Here is a 19,143-nt window from a genome sequence, read left to right on the forward strand (position 1 = left end):
TCGAACCAGGGAGATCTGCATGAAACTTCTGCGTTATGGCAAGGCGGGTGAAGAGCGCCCCGGCATCCTGGATGCCAGCGGCCGGCTGCGCGACCTGTCTGGGCACGTTGCGGACCTGAGTGGGCTGTATCTGTCCGATCAGTGCTTGGAGAAATTGCGCGCCATCGACACGGAGCGTCTTCCGCGTGTGGAAGGGACGCCGCGTATCGGCCCCTGCGTTGGCGACGTCGGCAAGTTCATCTGCATCGGGCTGAACTACTCCGATCACGCCGCGGAAACGGGGGCGACGGTTCCCCCTGAGCCGATCGTGTTCATGAAGGCGACGAGCTCCATCTGCGGCCCAAACGATGGCATCGAGATACCGCGCCATTCGCAAAAGACGGACTGGGAAGTCGAGTTGGGCGTGGTCATCGGCAAGACGGCCAAGTACGTCAGCGAAGCGGACGCACTCGATCATGTCGCCGGTTACTGCGTGATCAACGATGTCTCGGAGCGCGCCTTTCAGATAGAGCGTGAAGGGCAGTGGTGCAAGGGCAAAGGCTGTGACACCTTCGGCCCGATCGGCCCTTGGCTGGTCACCCGTGATGACGTCGCCGATCCGCAGAACCTTGATCTGTGGCTAGAGGTTGACGGACATCGCTACCAGCAGGGTTCAACTCGGACTATGGTCTTCGGCGTCGCCTACCTCGTGTCGTACCTTTCGCAGTTCATGAGCCTTCAGCCGGGCGACATCATCAGCACCGGCACGCCGCCAGGGGTGGGCCTTGGGCAGCACCCGCCGGTGTATCTGCGTCCGGGCCAGACGGTTCGGCTGGGGATCGAGGGGCTCGGTGAGCAGTCCCAGCACACCTATCCCGCCGAGTAGACCGCGCCAAGCAAGCGCCGTCGCCGCAAAGGCGACAGGGCGCGGAGCCCGACAAAAAATCATAACGAGGCCACGTCGATGACCGTTACCGCGAGTGAAGCCGCCCCTGACAATCTCAGTGGCGGTGAGGACAGGATGTACCGAAAGATTTTCTGGCGACTGATTCCGATGCTGTTCTGCTGTTACATCGTCGCCTATCTGGACCGGGTCAATGTCGGTTTCGCCAAGCTGCAAATGTTGTCCGACCTGCAGTTGAGCGAAGCGGTCTATGGGGCGGGGGCCGGCATCTTCTTTATCGGATACTTTATCTTCGAAGTGCCGAGCAACTTGATACTGCATCGAGTCGGTGCACGGCGCTGGATCGCACGCATCATGATCTCGTGGGGCCTCGTCTCGGGCGCCATGATGTTCGTGTCCTCGGAAATGTCGTTCTATATATTGCGCTTCATTCTCGGGGCCTGCGAAGCCGGCTTCTACCCTGGGGTCATCCTTTATCTGAGCTCCTGGTTCCCCGCCGCCCGCCGCGGCGCGATCATGGCCGGTTTCATCGTCGCGGTCCCGGTGGCCGGGATCATTGGTGGTCCTCTGTCGGGGGCCATCCTGGGCGGATTTCACGAGATCGGCGGGATGGCCGGGTGGAAGTGGCTGTTTCTGATCGAAGCGATTCCTTCGTTGATCGCCGGCGTGTGCGTGCTGATATGGCTCGATGATCGCCCGGAAACCGCCAAGTGGCTCAGCGATGGCGAGAAACAGGCGCTGCGCGAGCAGCTCAAGAGCGACCAAAGCTCGGTCGCAACCCACGACACCGCGGGCGGGTTTCGTGAGCCTCGGGTGTGGCTGCTGAGCCTGATCTACTTCGGCATCGTGATGGGGTCCTATGGCATCGGCTTCTGGCTGCCATCGCTGATTGCCGATATCGGGGTGACCAGTGCTGTTGATGTGGGCCTGTGGAGCGCGCTTCCTAATCTCGCCGGGATCGTTGGCATGCTGGTGTTGGCCCGCACATCTGACTTCTGGCGCGAGCGTCCGCTGCATGTCGCCGTGGCCTGTGTCGTCGGTGCCATCGGCCTGATCGGCAGTGCCATGGCCGGCACCAGCCTTGGTGTGGGCATGGCGTGTCTTAGCCTTGCCACCTTCGGCATCTACGCCGCTCTGCCGGTGTTCTGGACCATGCCGCCGCTGTTTCTGGCCGGTGCCGCCTCGGCGGCTGGCATCGCCATCATCAACTCCATCGGCAATCTGGCGGGCTTTGTCAGTCCCTTTATCGTCGGCTGGGTCAAACAGACGACCGGCAGTGCAAATATCGGCCTGTACCTGATCAGTGGCTGCCTGCTCGCCGTTGCGCTCGTGCTGGTCGTTGCCCGAAGGCACTTGGCTGGCGCCCCGACGGACTCCGCGGGCCGAGCCTGAACCTCCTCTCCCACATCATTTATAGAAGGAAGAACCCATGGCCAAAATTGCTTCGGTAGAGGTGCTTCAGGTCAACCTCAAACCCAAGGTGAAGCGCACCGACGCGGTGCAGAGCTTCGAGCTGCAGGAAACGCCGATGGTGCGCATCACCGACACCGACGGGGTGACCGGGCTCGGCTACAGCTACACCATCGGCACCGGCGGCTCGTCGGTGTGCAAGCTGCTGGATGATCACCTGGTGCCGGTACTGCTTGGCCAGGAAGCCGAAGACATCGACGGCCTGTGGCGGCGGCTGTTCTATCGGGTCCACGCGCTGACCGTGGGGCCGGTGTGCTCGCTGGCGCTGGCCGCCATCGATACCGCGCTGTGGGACCTGCGTGCTCGCCGAGCCAAGTTGCCGCTTCACCGCGTCGCCGGCGGTGCCAAGGACAGCATCCCGCTGTATTCCACCGAGGGTGGCTGGCTGCACATGGATGAGGCCGAACTGATCGATGAGGCGGTCAAGGCGAAGGAGCTCGGGTTCGGCGGCGGTAAGCTCAAGGTGGGACGCGACCACGTCTCGGAGGATGTGCGGCGAATCAGCATCGTGCGCGATCGGGTGGGGCCCGAGTGGGAAATCATGACCGATGCCAACCAGGGCTTCACGGTGGAAGAGGCGATTCGCCGAGCGCGCCAGTTCGAGGCGCTCGATATCGCCTGGTTCGAAGAGCCGATTCATGCCGATGACATCGGGGCGCACCGCCGGCTGGCCGCGTCGACGTCGGTGCCGATCGCGGTGGGGGAGTCGATGTATAGCCTTTCCCAATTCAAGGACTATCTTGCCAGTGGCGCCTGTTCGATTGTCCAGACCGATGTGGCGAGAATCGGTGGCATCACGCCGTGGCTCAAGGTGGCGCACCTGGCCGAGGCGTTCAATGTTCCGGTGTGCCCGCACTTCTTGATGGAGCTGCACCTGGGCTTGTGCTGTGCGGTGCCCAATAGCCGCTGGTTGGAGTACATTCCGCAGCTCGACCTGGTGACACATTCGAGCATCGAGATCTCGGCGGGTCGCGCCTACCCAAGCGACGCCCCAGGCCTTGGCATCGACTGGGATCTCGAGGCCCTCGAGCGCCACGTGGTGCATCGTGCGCGCCATGGCTAAGCGGTGCCTTCGCGCTATGGCAAAGCGGCGCACCGTCGCGTCATGGCCAAGCGGCGGATCTTCGCGTCATGGCCAAGCGGCGCACCGTCGCGTCATGTCTATGCGGTGCGCCTTCGCGTCGTGTCTAAGCGTCGGTCAGGTGTAAGCAGCTCACCAGGGTGCGTTGAAGCGGACTGAAGTTGTCGTCACTGACCATCAGCACGCGGCCGTCGGGCAGCATCGTCAGGCCTTCCATGTTGTCGACGCGCCAGCCGTCGGCGCTGGACAGCGCGGCCAGGCGCGTGACGCGCACCGCGGGCGGCGCCAGCAGCTCCACGCGGCTCAGCGAAATCACCAGCGGACGGGGCGGGGCGTAGGCGCGCTCCAGGGCGAGCAGGGCCGGCGGCCCGTCTGGCGGCGCCGAGTCCAGCGCCGCCAGGTCGGTCAGGGCGCTGCCGGCGGCGCCTGACAGGGGGTAATTCCAGCGGCGATTGTCATCGAGGGTGAACAGCCGGGTGATCCGCTCGGGCGAGTCGGCGGTTGGCGCCTCGAGGCCGGCGATGGTGCCGATCCCCGCCAGGCGGGCGAGCGATTCCATGCCCTGGTTCTCGCCGGCATCCTGGGCCGCGGCGGGGCGGATGGTGGGGCCGACGGGCTCGCCGTCGGGGCGAAAGCGTTGCAGGCGGTGGTCCTGCTCGAAGCCGACCAGCAGCCGCGTATTGCCCGCGATGCCATCGTCTGCGGCGTCGAGCACCAGCGACTCGGCGTCCACGTTCTTGCCGCCAAGGGGGTGCCCGTCCGGCCCCTTGAGCCGATGGCTGTCGATCACGACAAGATCCGCCAGTTGCTTGCCGTCAAATATCACCCGGGCGCGATGCACTCGGCCGCGATCGGAGACCAGGTGCAGCAGGCCCTCGTCGGCGTCCCAGGCCAGCGCCGACAGGCCGCCCAGCGGCACACCCGGCGCCGCCGACGAGGCCGGCCACTCGCCGGGCAGCTCGAGGGTGCCACAGAACGCGATGCCAGGCGGCGCCAAAGCCGCCGGCTCGTTTGCGTTTGCGCCGGCCAGGGACGCGACCCTCACCCGGTCGCTGCAGCCCGTCGCTGTCAGCATCAGGCACAGTGCGGCGACTATGGCGCGTTGCCAGCGGCGTCCGGCGCTGGGGCGGGCTGGCCATGGGGTGGCCGATGGCGGGGTATCGACCGTCGGCGATAAGACGCAGGATCGCTCCGTCGCGACGCTTGTGCCTTGCATGGGGGCTCACTTCTCCTTGGCGCGGCTTTCCTCGCGCTGTTGTCGCCCAGGCCTGCCACTGCCACTGCCACTGCCGCGTCCGGTGTGCGGTTCGGCGATGGGGTGCCATGGCGAGCGCGGCGCTTCATTGTTGGCCGTGGCGCGTCGTTGTCGGGTGTGGCGTTGTCAGGGTAATCGCCCCCTGTGACCGTGGGATGGCGACGCGCTGGCACAGACGGGCCGAGATGCCGTTGGTATACTGCGTGCTGTCTTTCGAGTCTCGTTTACCTTATCTGTCCGCCCCGTTCCCGCTATAGCCCGAGGAGTTCGCATGAGTCGCACTGCCCCCCGTATCGCCATCGTCGGTGTGGCCGGCCGCATGGGCCGCACCCTGGTCAACGCCGTGGAGCAGGAGCCGGACGCGGCGCTCGCCGGGGGCATCGTCGAGCCGGGCAGCACCCTGGCCGGTACCGACATCGGTGAGCTGGCCGGGGTGGGGCGTCTGGGCGTTCAGGCCGTGGACTCCCTGGCGGCCATCGTCGATGATTTCGATGTGCTGATCGACTTCACCACGCCCCAGGTGACACTGGGTAATCTGGCTTTCTGCGCCGAACATGGCAAGGCGATGGTAATTGGTACCACCGGCCTTAGCGATGACGAACTCGCCCAGCTCGATGGCCACGCCGATCGCGTGCCGATGGTCTTTGCGCCGAACATGAGCGTGGGCGTCAATCTGACGCTGAAGCTTCTCGAAACCGCGGCTCGGGCGCTGGGCGATGAAGGCTACGACATCGAGGTGATCGAGGCCCACCATCGTCACAAGGTCGATGCGCCTTCCGGCACGGCGCTGCGCATGGGCGAGGTCGTGGCGGCGGCGCTGGACCGTAACCTCAAGGACCATGGCGTCTTCGAACGTGTCGGTCAGTGCGGTCCTCGTGACGCCAAGGAAATCGGCTTCGCCACGGTGCGTGCCGGCGATATCGTCGGCGAGCACACGGTGATGTTCGCCACCGAAGGCGAACGCATCGAGATCACTCACAAGGCATCGAGCCGCATGACCTTCGCCAAGGGCGCGGTGCGGGCCGCGCGCTGGGTGGCCGGCCGCGAGGCGGGCTGCTACGGCATGGCAGACGTCTTGAACCTGGACTGACGCGTTTGTCTCCGTTCACGCCGGGTCCCCAGCGCGATTCGGGGTAGTCAGCAGGGCGGAAAACCTGTAACATTCCAAAAATTTTGGCCGGGCACGAGGCATTCAGATGCCGTCTTGCGCGCGCTCTTGGCAAGCGAGATTGGCAAGAGAGGCGAGATGGTGGCGCCGGCCCTGCATTCCGAGCGAATGACAATAAGCGGGATGAAACCGGTCAAACACCGGCTTCGTCCCGCTTTTTTACGGCCCGGCTCCTTGCGCCATCATGCGCAGCGAGCCGGGTCGGTGCCGACTGGGCGGGCGGTTCTGGCAGGCAGTTGGTCCGCAGTTACCTTGACGAGTTTTGGGAGGACGTAACGTTGAACAAACCCGCGATTTTGGCCCTGGAAGATGGCAGCGTATTCCACGGGACGGCCATTGGCGCCGATGGGCAGACCAGTGGTGAGGTGGTGTTCAATACGGCCATGACCGGCTATCAGGAAATCCTGACCGACCCCTCCTACTCGCGACAGATCGTGACCCTCACCTATCCCCATATCGGCAACACCGGGATCAATCCCGAAGACGTCGAGTCCGATACCATCGCCGCCGCTGGCCTTGTGATCCGTGACCTGCCCCTCGTCGCCAGCAACTTCCGCTCCACCCAGAGCCTGTCGGAGTACCTGGCCGGGCAGAACGTGGTCGGCATCGCCGATATCGATACCCGTCGCCTGACCCGCATCCTGCGCGACAAGGGCGCCCAGAACGGCGCCATCCTGGCCGGGGCCGACGCCGAGGGCGACGCCGCCGAGGCGCGCGCGCTCGAGGCGGCCCGCGCCTTCCCGGGGCTCAAGGGCATGGACCTGGCCAAGGTCGTGTCGTGCACCGAGACCTATGAGTGGAGCCAGGGCGAATGGACGCTGGGGCAGGGCTATGCCGATGGTGAAAGCCTGGAGCGGCCCTTCCACGTGGTCGCCTACGACTACGGCGTCAAGTTCAACATCCTGCGGATGCTGACGAGCCGCGGCTGCCGCTTGACCGTGGTGCCGGCCCAGACCAGCGCCGCCGAGGTGCTGGCGCTGAATCCCGATGGCATCTTCCTGTCCAACGGCCCCGGTGACCCCGAGCCCTGCGACTACGCCATCGCGGCGATTAAGGCCATTCTCGAGACCGATACGCCGGTGTTCGGCATCTGCCTGGGCCACCAGTTGCTGGCGCTGGCCAGTGGGGCGAGCACGCTGAAGATGGGCCATGGCCACCACGGCGCCAATCACCCGGTTCAGGATCTCGATACCGGCAAGGTGATGATCACCAGTCAGAACCACGGCTTCGCCGCCGATGAGGCGACCCTGCCAGACAACCTGCGAGCCACTCATCGCTCGCTGTTCGACGGCACCCTGCAGGGAATCGAGCGCACCGACCGCCCGGCCTTCAGCTTTCAGGGGCATCCGGAGGCGAGCCCAGGGCCGCGTGATGTGGCGCCGCTGTTCGATCGCTTCATCGACATGATGCAGCGCCGGCGCTGACGCCCTCCGGCTCGCCCTTACTGGTTCATCGTCCAAATTTCTTGCGGGAAGCACCATGCCTAAGCGTACAGACCTAAAAAGCATCCTCATCATCGGCGCCGGCCCCATCGTCATCGGTCAGGCCTGTGAGTTCGACTACTCCGGCGCCCAGGCCTGCAAGGCCCTGCGTGAAGAGGGCTTTCGCGTCATCCTGGTGAACTCCAACCCGGCCACCATCATGACCGACCCGGCGATGGCCGATGCCACCTACATCGAGCCGATTACCTGGCAGACGGTGGAGAAGATCATCGAGGTCGAGCGGCCCGACGCGGTGTTGCCGACCATGGGCGGCCAGACGGCGCTTAACTGTGCCCTCGATCTGGATCGTCACGGCGTGCTCGAGAAGTACGGCGTGGAGATGATCGGTGCCAACGCCGACACCATCGACAAGGCCGAGGACCGCGATCGCTTCGACAAGGCGATGAAGAATATCGGCCTGGAGTGCCCCAAGGCCAAGGTCGCCCACTCCATGGACGAGGCCTGGGAGATTCAGGCCGAGCTCGGCTTTCCCGCGATCATTCGCCCGTCCTTCACCATGGGCGGCTCCGGCGGCGGCGTCGCCTACAACAAGGAAGAGTTCAAGGAAATCTGCGATCGAGGCTTCGATCTCTCGCCGACCCATGAGCTGTTGATCGACGAGTCTCTACTCGGCTGGAAGGAGTACGAGATGGAGGTCGTTCGCGACAAGAACGACAACTGCATCATCATCTGTGCCATCGAGAATTTCGACCCCATGGGGGTCCACACCGGTGACTCCATCACCGTCGCGCCGGCCCAGACGCTGACCGACAAGGAGTACCAGATCATGCGCGACGCATCGCTTGCGGTGCTGCGTGAGATCGGTGTCGAGACCGGTGGCTCCAACGTCCAGTTCGGGGTCGATCCCGAGACCGGACGCATGGTGGTCATCGAGATGAACCCGCGGGTGTCGCGCTCCTCGGCGTTGGCCTCCAAGGCCACCGGCTTCCCGATCGCCAAGATCGCCGCCAAGCTGGCCGTGGGTTACACCCTCGATGAGCTGCAGAACGACATCACCGGCGGTCGTACGCCAGCGTCCTTCGAGCCGTCGATCGACTATGTCGTGACCAAGATTCCGCGCTTCACCTTCGAGAAGTTCCCCCAGGCCAACGATCGTCTGACTACCCAGATGAAGTCTGTCGGCGAGGTGATGGCCATCGGCCGGACCTTCCAGGAGTCGCTGCAGAAGGCCCTGCGCGGGATGGAGACCGGCAACGATGGCCTCGACCCCATCGTCACCGACTTCAATGAAGAGAACATGGCGACGATCAAGGGTGAGCTGCAGGCCGCCGGCGCCGAGCGCATCTTCTACATCGCCGACGCCATGCGTGCCGGGCTCAGCGTCGAGGAGATCTTCGGCCTGACCAACGTCGACCCCTGGTTCCTGGTGCAGCTTGAAGACTTGATCAAGACTGAGGCCTGGGTCGCCGAGCGGTCGCTTGCCGATTTCGACGCCAAGGCGCTGTATCGTCTCAAGCGCAAGGGCTTCGCCGACGCTCGCCTGGCCACGTTGCTCGGCGTCTCGGAGAAGGCCTTCCGCAAGGCGCGCCAGGCCGTCGGTATTCGCCCGGTGTACAAGCGCGTCGACACCTGCGCCGCCGAGTTCGCCTCCGACACCGCCTACATGTATTCCACCTACGAGGAGGAGTGCGAGGCCGAGGTGTCCGATCGTAACAAGATCATGGTGCTGGGGGGCGGCCCGAACCGTATCGGCCAGGGCATCGAGTTCGACTACTGCTGCGTCCACGCCGCTTTCGCCATGCGCGACGATGGCTACGAGACCATCATGGTCAACTGCAATCCAGAGACCGTGTCCACCGACTACGACACCTCCGATCGGCTGTACTTCGAGCCGGTGACCCTCGAGGACGTGCTCGAGATCGCCGACAAGGAGAAGCCTGTCGGCGTGATCGTGCAGTTCGGCGGCCAGACCCCGCTGAAGCTCGCCCGGGAGCTCGAGGCCGCTGGGGTGCCGATCATCGGCACCACGCCGGATGCCATCGACCGGGCCGAAGATCGCGAGCGCTTTCAGCAGATGATCGACAAGCTGGGGCTCAAGCAGCCGCCCAACGCGACCGCGCGCAGCTTCGGTGAGGCCTTCGCCAAGGCCGAGGTCATCGGCTATCCGCTGGTGGTGCGTCCGAGCTATGTGCTCGGCGGTCGCGCCATGGAGATCGTCTATGACGCCTCCGAGCTCGAGAACTACATGACCCATGCGGTCAAGGTCTCCAACGATTCACCGGTGCTGCTGGATCACTTCCTCAACGCCGCCATCGAGATCGACATCGATGCCGTGTCCGACGGCGAGCAGGTGGTGATCGGCGGCATCATGCAGCATATCGAGCAGGCGGGGGTGCACTCCGGTGATTCGGCCTGCGCCCTGCCGCCATACTCACTGCCGGCCGATGTTCAGGACGAGATGCGCGATCAGGTTAAGCGGATGGCGGTGGAGCTGGGCGTCAAGGGCCTGATGAACGTGCAGCTGGCCTGGCAGGACGGCGAGATCTATGTCATCGAGGTCAATCCGCGCGCCTCGCGGACGGTGCCCTTCGTGTCCAAATGCATCGGCACCTCGCTGGCTCAGGTGGCGGCGCGCTGCATGGCCGGTGTCACCCTCAAGGAGCAGGGCTTCGAGCGCGAGATCGTGCCGCACTTCCATAGCGTCAAGGAGGCGGTGTTCCCGTTCAACAAGTTCCCCGGTGTCGACCCGATCCTGTCGCCGGAAATGAAGTCCACCGGTGAGGTGATGGGCTCCGGCGATACCTTCGCCGAAGCCTTCTACAAGGCGCAGCTCGGCGCCAGCGAGGCGATTCCGCCGCTGACCGGGGAGCGCAAGGCGTTTCTGTCGGTGCGCGAGCCCGACAAGGCGGGTGTTATCGAAGTGGCGCGTTCTCTGGTAACATTGGGCTTCACACTGTGCGCGACGCAAGGCACGGCGGCGGCCCTCGACCAGGCCGGACTGCCTGTCGAGGTCGTGAACAAGGTTTACGAAGGCCGGCCGCATATCGTCGATTCGATCAAGAACGACGAGATTGCCTATATCGTCAATACCACCGAGGGCCGCCAGGCCATCAACGATTCCTCGGTGATCCGCCGCACCGCACTCGCTCGCAAGGTTCCCTATGCCACCACGCTGGCAGGGGCCAGTGCTGTTTGCTTGGCGCTCGAGTATGGCAATGCCATCACCGTGCGGCGGTTACAGGAACTGCATGCAGGAGCGAATACATGAATAAGGTCCCGATGACCGTCGCCGGTGAGCAACGCCTGCGGAAGGAGCTCGACGGGCTCAAGAGCGAGTCTCGCCCGCGGGTGATCGCCGCCATCGCCGAAGCGCGTGAGCACGGCGACCTGAAGGAAAATGCCGAGTACCATGCGGCTCGCGAGGAGCAGGGCTTCATCGAGGGGCGCATTCAGGAGATCGAAGGCAAGCTGTCCAATGCCCAGGTCATCGACGTCACCAAGCTGCCCAAGACCGGCAAGGTGATCTTCGGCGTGACGGTGGAGCTTCTGAACCTCGACACCGACGAAGAGGTGACGTACCGCATCGTGGGTGAAGACGAGGCCGACATCAAGCATCGTCGGATCTCGGTCACCTCGCCCATCGCCCGCGCCCTGATCGGCAAGGAAGAGGGTGAAGTGGTGCTGGTGCGCACGCCCGGCGGCGAGGTCGAGTACGAGATCTCCGGGGTCGAGCACCTTTGAGTGCAAGCGTGAAGCGCCCGATGGTTGGCGCTTTGCGTGGCGACAACGAGCTGCACGCAACAGACCCCCGCCGGCCGGCGGGGGTCTGTTGCGTTTGCTGGCCGCATGCGAAGGTGCGGCTGGCCTGACGGTTGGCAGGCTTGCACGCCATGGCGTCCAGTCATCCGTGATGCGAAAACAAGAACGCCCTCGCAGCATTGCTACGAGGGCGTTCTTGTTGTGACTTTCGTGACTTCTTGTCGTGGCTCGGTCTGCGGCTTGGGGCTCGTCGATGCCGGGGCGCTGGCCGTCGCCTGCGGAAGGCGACTCTCTAAACGTCCTTCTCGACGCAAGCTCAAGCCCTTCTCAAGGCATGTACAAGCGCTTCTGGCCCAAGTCTTGTTCAGCGCCGTCCGTGATGGTTCTCGAAGCGGGTGATGTTGGACAGCTTGGGGTTGGCCTTGGGGTTGGCCCGGTAGAGCAGGGCGACCTTGCCGATTTTCTGGATCACCTCGGCGCCGCTGGCACTGGCCAGTTCATCGAGGACCGCCGTGCGATCTTCACGCTCGGCCACGGCCAGCTTGATCTTGATCAGCTCGTGGTCGTTGAGGGCTCGCTCGAGTTCCGCCAGCAGCCCCTCGGAGATGCCGTTCTCGGAGGCGGTAACCACCGGGTCCAGATGGTGACCGATGCTGCGATATGCTTTCTTTTGTGCCTGTGACAAGCTCATGGTATCTTGCTTCTTCCCGGTTGGCGCGCAACTGCACATGGTACGGGGATTCCCGCCATGGTGAAAGCGCTGTCGTCCTGGTTGGCGTTATCGTCCTGCGGGTTTCGCGTAAGCTATTGGCGATTGTCGTCGACCAAGGCCATCGCTAGACAGTATCGACTGGCGCCATCGCCAGCCATGATCCCGGGAGTCATCGACAGGCGCGATTCTGGTCGCGCTGCGCGTCGCACCCCCCACCCCGCTTAGCATGCGGCTGGTTCCAGCGAAGCATCAGCGGTCCGGGTGGCCCCTCGATCGGCGATCCTTGGCCGAGCGCCATGGCGAGACTGCCTGCCTTTCGTTACGTTTTTTTCAGGTGATTTTGTGGCCTCTTCACGCTCCTCTTCCTCATCCGGTGGCAAGCCCGGATCCAGCAAGTCCGGCTCGAACAAGTCCGCTTCAGGCAAGGCCGGTGCCAGCAAGACCAGCGCCAGCTGGCTAAAGGAGCATTTCGACGATCGCTATGTGCAGCAGAGTTGGCAGGATGGCTATCGCTCCCGGGCGAGCTACAAGCTGATCGAGTTGGACGACAAGGACCGCCTGTTGCGACCGGGCAGCACCGTGATCGATCTCGGTGCGGCCCCCGGTGGCTGGAGCCAGATCGCCGCCGAGCGCGTCGGTGACGGCGGCGTGGTCATCGCCTCGGACATCCTCGAGATGGATGCCCTGGCCGGAGTCGACTTCATTCAGGGGGATTTTACCGAAGAGAGTGTGCTCGACGAGATTCTCGCGATGCTTGGAAATCGCCCGGTGGACCTTGTGATGTCGGACATGGCCCCCAATATGAGTGGGATGGCGGCGATCGACCAGCCCCAGGCGATGTATCTGGTGGAACTCGCGCTGGATCTCGCCCGTCAGACGCTGGCTCCCGGCGGCACCTTCCTGGCCAAGGTGTTCCAGGGAGAAGGCTTCGACCCGTACTTGAAGGAGCTGCGTGGCAGCTTCAAGCGCGTCGTGACGCGTAAGCCAGGGGCCTCCCGAGCGCGTTCTCGGGAGGTGTACTTGCTGGCGGAAGGTTTTCGCGGCTGAGGCGTCTGTTCGCAGGCGCCCCGGCGGCATCCATGGCCAGCGCCATTCGCTTGGCCGTGGCCAGGGCCCCCGGAATTGGTGAGGTGCAGCGTCGATAGCCGGCGCCTACCAGATCAATGCCCGGACACAACGGCCGGAGTGTGACACAGTGGCGCTATCGGGCCCCTGGATCGACGCCTGAGAAGGTGGCTTCCGGGTGCCTTTAAAGGCTGGCTCAACATGCCAGGCTCATGTAGTGTCAAACGTTAAGTAGTGTCGAACCCCGCATCACGCCCAGGGCCGACAGATTTCTGCAATTGAGGGTAGTCCCTTGAACGATATGGCGAAGAACCTGATTCTGTGGTTGGTCATCGCGGCGGTGTTGCTGACGGTGTTCAACAACTTCAGTGTCGAAAACGCACCGAACACGATGAACTACTCGCAGTTCGTCCAGCAGGTGCAGAACGAGCAGGTGCGTACGGTCACCATCGATGGGCCCACCATCACCGGCGAGCGTTCCGACGGCTCCAGTTTCCAGACCATCCGCCCCTCGGCGGAGGATCCGAAGCTGATGGACGACCTGTTGGCTAACAATGTCACCGTGGTCGGCAAGAAGCCGGAACAGCAGAGTCTGTGGACGCGCCTGCTGATCGCGAGTTTCCCGATTCTGCTGATTCTCGCTATCTTCATGTTCTTCATGCGTCAGATGCAGGGTGGGGGCGCCGGCAAGGGCGGGCCGATGAGCTTCGGCAAGTCCAAGGCCAAGCTGCTGTCCCAGGACCAGATCAAGACCACCTTCGCCGATGTCGCCGGCTGTGACGAGGCCAAGGAGGAAGTCGAGGAACTGGTCGACTTCCTGCGCGACCCGACCAAGTTCCAGCGCCTCGGCGGGACCATCCCGCGTGGCGTGCTGATGGTCGGCCCGCCGGGGACCGGCAAGACGCTGCTGGCCAAGTCCATCGCCGGCGAAGCGAAGGTGCCGTTCTTCTCCATCTCGGGCTCCGACTTCGTCGAGATGTTCGTCGGTGTCGGTGCTTCGCGTGTGCGCGACATGTTCGAGCAGGCCAAGAAGCAGGCGCCCTGCATCATCTTCATCGACGAGATCGATGCCGTGGGCCGCTCGCGCGGCGCCGGCATGGGCGGCGGCAACGACGAGCGCGAGCAGACCCTCAACCAGCTGCTGGTCGAGATGGATGGCTTCGAGGCCAATGAAGGCATCATCGTCATCGCCGCCACCAACCGTCCCGACGTTCTCGATCCGGCGCTGCTGCGTCCGGGCCGCTTCGACCGCCAGGTGGTGGTGCCGCTGCCCGATATTCGTGGGCGCGAGCATATCCTCAATGTGCACCTGCGCAAGGTGCCGTTGGCCGACGACGTCAAGCCGTCGCTGATCGCTCGCGGTACCCCGGGCTTCTCTGGTGCCGACCTGGCCAACCTGGTCAATGAAGGGGCCCTGTTCGCCGCGCGCCGCAACAAGCGCCTGGTGGGCATGGAAGAGCTGGAGCTCGCCAAGGACAAGATCATGATGGGCGCGGAGCGTCGTTCCATGGTCATGACCGAGAAGGAAAAGCTCAACACCGCCTATCACGAGTCTGGTCACGCGATCATCGGCCTGGTGATCCCGGAGCATGACCCGGTCTATAAGGTCACCATTATCCCGCGCGGCCGAGCCCTCGGCGTGACCATGTTCCTGCCGGAACAGGACCGCTACAGCCTGTCGCGTCAGCAGATCATCAGTCAGATCTGTTCACTGTTCGGTGGGCGTATCGCCGAGGAAATGACCCTGGGGCCGAACGGCGTCACCACGGGTGCCTCCAACGACATCAAGCGCGCCACCGAGCTTGCCCACAACATGGTGGCCAAGTGGGGCCTGTCCGAGGAGATGGGGCCGATCATGTACGACGAGGACGAGTCCCATCAGTTCCTCGGCGGTCCGGGGCAGAGTGGCGGCAAGCTCAAGTCCGGCGAGACCACCACCCGCCTGGACAAGGAAGTGCGCAAGATCATCGATGGCTGCTACCGCCAGGCCGAGCAGATCCTCGAAGACAACCGTGACAAGCTCGATGCCATGGCCGATGCCCTGATGCAGTTCGAGACCATCGATGCCGACCAGCTCCGCGACATCATGGAAGGCCGGGCGCCGCGTCCGCCCAAGGATTGGGACGACAGCGACTCCGGCGGTGGTTCGCCGATCACCGGAGAGCCCGCCAAGGCGCCCGAAGCCGAAGGCTCGGATACCGAGAGCCAGGGCGGCGGGAGCCAGGGCGATGATGGCGATGGCGAAGAGGACGATGACACGCCGCCGCGGCGTCCTTCCGACCCCCTCGGGGGGCCAGCCGGCAGCTAGGCGTGCTCGTCGCGCCTTTATAGCCCTCTCTCAAGGCGCCCTGCGGGGCGCCTTCGCCGTGGCGCTGGCAACCCAGTGCTGCCGCCGTGCTGCGTGACAGTCACGCCGGTTGTTTGCCGTACACCGACAGCAGGACCCCTCTCACGATGGATTCCCGAACTCCCTCACTACTCGCCTGTGGCCGCCACCGGCTCGACCTTTCCTTTCCGCGCATCATGGGCATTCTCAACGTCACCCCGGACTCCTTCTCCGATGGGGGCCGCCATGTGGCAGTGGATGATGCCCTGGAACGAGCCGAACAGATGCTCGCCGAGGGGGCCGCGATCATCGATGTCGGCGGCGAGTCGACGCGCCCCGGAGCCGAGGTGATCAGCGTCCAGCAGGAACTCGATCGCGTGATGCCGGTGGTCGAGGCGCTGGTGCGTGAGCTCGACGCCCTGGTCTCGGTGGACACGTCCACGCCTGAGGTCATGCGCGAGTGCGCTCGGGTGGGTGCGGGCATGATCAATGACGTGCGTAACCTGCGCCGAGAAGGGGCGATGTCGGCCGCGGCGTCTTCCGGCCTTCCGGTATGCCTGATGCATATGCTCGGCGAACCCGGCAATATGCAGCAAGCACCGCACTACGCGGGCGCGGTGGAGGACGAGGTGGCGAGTTTTCTCGCCCAGCGAGTGGCCGCCTGTGAGGCCGCGGGTCTCAAGCGTGAGCGGCTGTTGCTCGACCCGGGATTTGGCTTTGCCAAGACCGTCGAGCACAATCTACGCCTGCTTCACCGCATGGATCGGCTCAATGAGCTGGGCCTGCCCTTGCTGGTCGGCATGTCGCGCAAGAGCATGATCGGCAAGGTGCTGGACCGTCCGGTCGAGGAGCGCCTGGCGGGTGGTCTGGCGCTGTCGGCGCTAGCGGTAGAGCGCGGTGCACGGATACTGCGCGTTCATGATGTAGGGCCCCACGTGGACGCGGTGAACATGACTTGGGCTGTACTCGAGGAGGGTGAATCCCATGGGTAGACGCTATTTCGGCACCGACGGTATTCGTGGCACGGTCGGCCAGGCGCCGATCACGCCGGATTTCATGCTCAAGCTCGGTTGGGCCACCGGTCGGGTGCTGGAGCCGCGTCGCCAGCGTCCTCGCGTGCTGATCGGCAAGGACACGCGCATTTCCGGCTACATGTTCGAGTCGGCGCTCGAGGCGGGGCTGTCCGCGGCGGGGGTCGATGTCATGCTGCTGGGGCCGATGCCGACCCCGGGGATCGCCTATCTGACGCGTACCTTTCGCGCCGATGCCGGCATCGTCATCTCGGCATCGCACAATGCGTTCCAGGATAACGGCATCAAGTTCTTCTCTGCCGAAGGCACCAAGCTCGACGACGCCGTCGAGGAACGCATCGAGGCGGCCCTGGAGGAGACCCTGACCACGGTGGCCCCCGACGAGCTCGGCAAGGCGACGCGGGTCGATGACGCCTCGGGGCGCTATATCGAATTCTGCAAGTCCACCGTCCCGGACCGGGTCAGCTTGCATGGCCTGCGTATCGTCCTCGACTGTGCCCATGGCGCGACCTATCACATCGCCCCGAGCGTGTTCAAAGAGCTCGGCGCCAAGGTCAGCCTGATCGGCGCCAGTCCCGACGGCATGAACATCAATCACCAGGTCGGCTCGACCCATCCGGCGGCGCTGCGCGCCGCGGTCATCCAGCAGGGCGCCGATCTGGGCGTGGCCTTCGATGGCGATGGCGACCGGGTACTGATGGTGGATGCGGACGGCCACGAGCTCGATGGCGACGACATGCTGTTCTTGATCGCCAAGGACCGGTTCGAGCGTGGCGAGTTGCAGGGCGGCGTGGTCGGCACGCTGATGAGCAACTTTGGCCTGGCCGCGGCCCTGGAGGGCATGGGGGTGCCGTTCGAGCGAGCCAAGGTCGGTGATCGCTATGTGATGGAGCGGCTGGCGGCCAACAACTGGCAGCTGGGGGGCGAGTCATCCGGGCATATCGTCTGCGGCCATATCCAGACGACCGGCGACGGTATCGTCTCGGCGCTGCAGGTGCTGTCTTACATGGTGCGTGAAGACAAGCCGCTGTCGCGCCTGCTGCATGGCTTCGACAAGGCGCCCCAGTCGCTGATCAATGTGCGCCTGGCGCCCGGCGTCGATGCCAAGCAGGTGATGGGCGATGAGCGTCTCAAGGAGGCAGTGGCGGCCGTCGAGGCCGAGCTTGGTGACGCGGGTCGTGTCCTGCTGCGTCCATCCGGCACCGAGCCATTGATCCGAGTCATGGTCGAAGGCCGGGCCCATCTCGATGTCGAAGGCCTGGCGCGTCGACTGGCCGATGACGTTCGCGCACTGTTGAACTGAGGCGGCCTCGGGTACGCCACGCGATGTGATGCCGCCGCCCACGGCGCGTATGGATGAGTCCTGCACGCGGTGACGGTGGCTCGTTGACGGTTGCCGTGGCGGTCATGAGTCGCTGTTTGCGGTCGGTCTTGTTGTCTTGACAGGGCCGCTCCTATACCATTTCGGCCCACCTTGAAAGAGGATGTCCCATGCGCGCACCACTGATCGCCGGCAACTGGAAGATGAACGGCTCCTCGAGCCTGGTCGAAACCTTCGGCGAGGTACTTCGCGGCGCCGAGTTGCCCCGCGGAGTCGACGTGGCTCTGATGGTGCCCTTTCCCTACCTCGCGGCGGCCCGCGCGCGGTTCCCACAGGACGTGGTCGTGGGGGCTCAGACGCTCAGCGACCAAGGCGCGGGTGCGTTCACCGGCGACGTCGGTGGGGCCATGCTGAAAGACCTGGATGTGGGCATGGTGCTGGTGGGGCATTCCGAGCGCCGCACGCTGTTCGGCGAAGACGACGCGGCCGTGCTGGCTCGCGTCAAGGCGGCGCTCGACGTCGGCCTGACGCCGGTGCTGTGTCTTGGCGAAACGCTGGAAGAGCGCGACGCGGAGCGCACGGAGGCGGTGGTGCTGGGGCAGCTCGAGGCGGTTCTCGATGCCCTGGCACCGAGCGATCGTGAGCGCCTGGTGCTGGCTTACGAGCCGGTGTGGGCCATCGGCACCGGACGCACGGCAAGCCCTGAACAGGCGCAACAGGTGCATGCGGCCATCCGCGCTCGCCTGGTCCGCTACGCGGCAGGCCTGGGCGAGGCCATGAAAGTTCTCTACGGCGGCAGCATGAAGCCCGACAACGCGGCGCAATTGCTGGCCCAGCCCGATATCGACGGCGGCCTGATCGGCGGTGCATCGCTGAAGGTCGACGATTTCCTAGCCATTTGTCAGTCAGCAGGTTGAATCCATGCAAGTTGCCATTCTCATGATCCACGTGGCGATCGCCATCGCCCTGGTGGTCCTTATCCTGCTGCAGCAGGGCAAGGGCGCCGAAGCCGGTGCCGCCTTCGGTGGCGGTGCCTCCCAGACCGTGTTCGGTTCCCGCGGCAGCGGCAACTTTCTGTCTCGGGCCACGGCGGTGCTGGCGGCAGGTTTCTTCGCTACCTCCCTGACCCTGGCCTATTTTGCCTCTCAGGCCGGTGAAGCCGCGCCGGAAGTCGGTATTCCCGACGCCGAGGTGATTGAGCAGCAGAATTCCGCGCCAACGCTTGACGAAGGTTCAAGTGGTGTGGATAATGCAGCGCCAGTGCTGGAGGAAAGCAGCGACTAAGGTCGCGTATCCAGCCTCCCCTTGCCGAAGTGGTGGAATTGGTAGACACGCTATCTTGAGGGGGTAGTGACCTTATGGTCGTGCGGGTTCAAGTCCCGCCTTCGGCACCATCGAATATGCTTGACCAGCCAGACGGTCACAGCGATTCGCGCAGGGTTGGCAGTACGGTGAAAAGCTTGACGCAGCAGTCAAGCAGGCATATACTCACCGGCCTAAGTTGATGCGGGGTGGAGCAGTCTGGTAGCTCGTCGGGCTCATAACCCGAAGGTCATCGGTTCAAATCCGGTCCCCGCTACCATCTTTTCGACAGGCATGCAGGTATCCTCAGGGGCATGCCGAAGCTGTC

Annotated in this window: 15 protein-coding genes and 2 tRNA genes; 15 read left to right on the plus strand and 2 right to left on the minus strand. The window is 64.4% G+C overall.

Translation table 11 applies throughout. The features are described from left to right. Nucleotides 1–19 precede the first annotated feature (19 nt). From ACUN9Y_RS04115 to ACUN9Y_RS04125, 3 genes are all read left to right on the plus strand, one after another. A complete protein-coding gene (locus ACUN9Y_RS04115) occupies nt 20–865 on the plus strand; it encodes an ureidoglycolate lyase (RefSeq protein WP_445459409.1) in 846 nt (281 codons plus the stop codon). A gap of 135 nt (nt 866–1,000) precedes the next feature. Then, nucleotides 1,001–2,275, plus strand: coding sequence for an MFS transporter (locus tag ACUN9Y_RS04120; protein ID WP_445459410.1), 1,275 nt, complete (start codon nt 1,001–1,003; stop codon nt 2,273–2,275). A 37-nt stretch (nt 2,276–2,312) separates the two neighbouring features. Then, nucleotides 2,313–3,416 (plus strand): mandelate racemase/muconate lactonizing enzyme family protein, encoded by a 1,104-nt coding sequence (locus ACUN9Y_RS04125; RefSeq protein WP_445459411.1) that lies wholly within the window; start codon nt 2,313–2,315, stop codon nt 3,414–3,416. A 124-nt stretch (nt 3,417–3,540) separates the two neighbouring features. On the opposite strand, the gene ACUN9Y_RS04130 is transcribed toward ACUN9Y_RS04125, so the two are convergent. Continuing rightward, nucleotides 3,541–4,431: an esterase-like activity of phytase family protein gene (locus tag ACUN9Y_RS04130; protein ID WP_445459412.1), complete on the minus strand. Its 891-nt coding sequence runs from the start codon at nt 4,429–4,431 to the stop codon at nt 3,541–3,543. A 529-nt stretch (nt 4,432–4,960) separates the two neighbouring features. On the opposite strand from ACUN9Y_RS04130, the gene dapB reads away from it, so the two are divergent. From dapB to greA, 4 genes are all read left to right on the plus strand, one after another. Next, nucleotides 4,961–5,779, plus strand: coding sequence for a 4-hydroxy-tetrahydrodipicolinate reductase (gene dapB / locus ACUN9Y_RS04135; protein ID WP_445459413.1), 819 nt, complete (start codon nt 4,961–4,963; stop codon nt 5,777–5,779). 356 nt (nt 5,780–6,135) lie between these two features. Next, nucleotides 6,136–7,281, plus strand: a complete 1,146-nt coding sequence (gene carA / locus ACUN9Y_RS04140) for a glutamine-hydrolyzing carbamoyl-phosphate synthase small subunit (RefSeq protein WP_445459414.1) — start codon at nt 6,136–6,138, stop codon at nt 7,279–7,281. A gap of 55 nt (nt 7,282–7,336) precedes the next feature. Beyond that, the gene (carB, locus tag ACUN9Y_RS04145; protein ID WP_445459415.1) at nt 7,337–10,567 is read left to right on the plus strand and encodes a carbamoyl-phosphate synthase large subunit; all 3,231 of its coding nucleotides are present in this window, start codon (nt 7,337–7,339) and stop codon (nt 10,565–10,567) included. Then, nucleotides 10,564–11,040 (plus strand): transcription elongation factor GreA, encoded by a 477-nt coding sequence (gene greA, locus ACUN9Y_RS04150; RefSeq protein ID WP_445459416.1) that lies wholly within the window; start codon nt 10,564–10,566, stop codon nt 11,038–11,040. Before carB ends, greA begins: the two co-directional genes overlap by 4 nt. Before the next feature lie 382 nt (nt 11,041–11,422). Here greA and yhbY read toward each other — a convergent pair whose 3' ends face one another. After that, nucleotides 11,423–11,749: a ribosome assembly RNA-binding protein YhbY gene (gene yhbY, locus ACUN9Y_RS04155; RefSeq protein WP_445459417.1), complete on the minus strand. Its 327-nt coding sequence runs from the start codon at nt 11,747–11,749 to the stop codon at nt 11,423–11,425. A 363-nt stretch (nt 11,750–12,112) separates the two neighbouring features. Between yhbY and rlmE the strand changes: the two genes are divergently transcribed. From rlmE to ACUN9Y_RS04195, 8 genes are all read left to right on the plus strand, one after another. Beyond that, nucleotides 12,113–12,817: a 23S rRNA (uridine(2552)-2'-O)-methyltransferase RlmE gene (gene rlmE / locus ACUN9Y_RS04160; RefSeq protein WP_445459418.1), complete on the plus strand. Its 705-nt coding sequence runs from the start codon at nt 12,113–12,115 to the stop codon at nt 12,815–12,817. Between the two features lie 310 nt (nt 12,818–13,127). Continuing rightward, nucleotides 13,128–15,143 carry an ATP-dependent zinc metalloprotease FtsH gene (gene ftsH, locus ACUN9Y_RS04165; protein ID WP_445459419.1) on the plus strand — a complete coding sequence of 672 codons (2,016 nt, stop codon included), beginning with the start codon at nt 13,128–13,130 and terminating at the stop codon, nt 15,141–15,143. Nucleotides 15,144–15,289: 146 nt separating this feature from the next. Further along, a complete protein-coding gene (gene folP / locus ACUN9Y_RS04170; protein ID WP_445459420.1) occupies nt 15,290–16,153 on the plus strand; it encodes a dihydropteroate synthase in 864 nt (287 codons plus the stop codon). Next, nucleotides 16,146–17,495: a phosphoglucosamine mutase gene (gene glmM, locus ACUN9Y_RS04175; protein ID WP_445459421.1), complete on the plus strand. Its 1,350-nt coding sequence runs from the start codon at nt 16,146–16,148 to the stop codon at nt 17,493–17,495. The genes folP and glmM overlap by 8 nt, the downstream gene beginning before the upstream one ends. Before the next feature lie 188 nt (nt 17,496–17,683). Then, nucleotides 17,684–18,430 (plus strand): triose-phosphate isomerase, encoded by a 747-nt coding sequence (tpiA, locus tag ACUN9Y_RS04180; protein WP_445459422.1) that lies wholly within the window; start codon nt 17,684–17,686, stop codon nt 18,428–18,430. A gap of 4 nt (nt 18,431–18,434) precedes the next feature. Continuing rightward, complete coding sequence (secG, locus tag ACUN9Y_RS04185) at nt 18,435–18,797, plus strand: preprotein translocase subunit SecG (protein ID WP_445459423.1); 363 nt, start codon at nt 18,435–18,437, stop codon at nt 18,795–18,797. Nucleotides 18,798–18,820: 23 nt separating this feature from the next. Continuing rightward, a tRNA-Leu gene (locus ACUN9Y_RS04190) sits at nt 18,821–18,907 on the plus strand. Between the two features lie 111 nt (nt 18,908–19,018). Continuing rightward, nucleotides 19,019–19,095, plus strand: a tRNA-Met gene (locus ACUN9Y_RS04195). Nucleotides 19,096–19,143 lie beyond the last annotated feature (48 nt).

Source organism: Halomonas sp. V046, assembly GCF_052645355.1.

What these genes read in the sequence shown, in the direction of transcription:
- ACUN9Y_RS04115 (WP_445459409.1), top strand. Translation starts at nt 20, where the DNA reads ATGAAACTTCTGCGTTATGGCAAGGCGGGTGAAGAGCGCCCCGGCATC.
- ACUN9Y_RS04120 (WP_445459410.1), top strand. Translation starts at nt 1,001, where the DNA reads ATGTACCGAAAGATTTTCTGGCGACTGATTCCGATGCTGTTCTGCTGT.
- ACUN9Y_RS04125 (WP_445459411.1), top strand. Translation starts at nt 2,313, where the DNA reads ATGGCCAAAATTGCTTCGGTAGAGGTGCTTCAGGTCAACCTCAAACCC.
- dapB (WP_445459413.1), top strand. Translation starts at nt 4,961, where the DNA reads ATGAGTCGCACTGCCCCCCGTATCGCCATCGTCGGTGTGGCCGGCCGC.
- carB (WP_445459415.1), top strand. Translation starts at nt 7,337, where the DNA reads ATGCCTAAGCGTACAGACCTAAAAAGCATCCTCATCATCGGCGCCGGC.
- greA (WP_445459416.1), top strand. Translation starts at nt 10,564, where the DNA reads ATGAATAAGGTCCCGATGACCGTCGCCGGTGAGCAACGCCTGCGGAAG.
- yhbY (WP_445459417.1), bottom strand. Translation starts at nt 11,749, where the DNA reads ATGAGCTTGTCACAGGCACAAAAGAAAGCATATCGCAGCATCGGTCAC.
- folP (WP_445459420.1), top strand. Translation starts at nt 15,290, where the DNA reads ATGGATTCCCGAACTCCCTCACTACTCGCCTGTGGCCGCCACCGGCTC.
- glmM (WP_445459421.1), top strand. Translation starts at nt 16,146, where the DNA reads ATGGGTAGACGCTATTTCGGCACCGACGGTATTCGTGGCACGGTCGGC.
- tpiA (WP_445459422.1), top strand. Translation starts at nt 17,684, where the DNA reads ATGCGCGCACCACTGATCGCCGGCAACTGGAAGATGAACGGCTCCTCG.
- secG (WP_445459423.1), top strand. Translation starts at nt 18,435, where the DNA reads ATGCAAGTTGCCATTCTCATGATCCACGTGGCGATCGCCATCGCCCTG.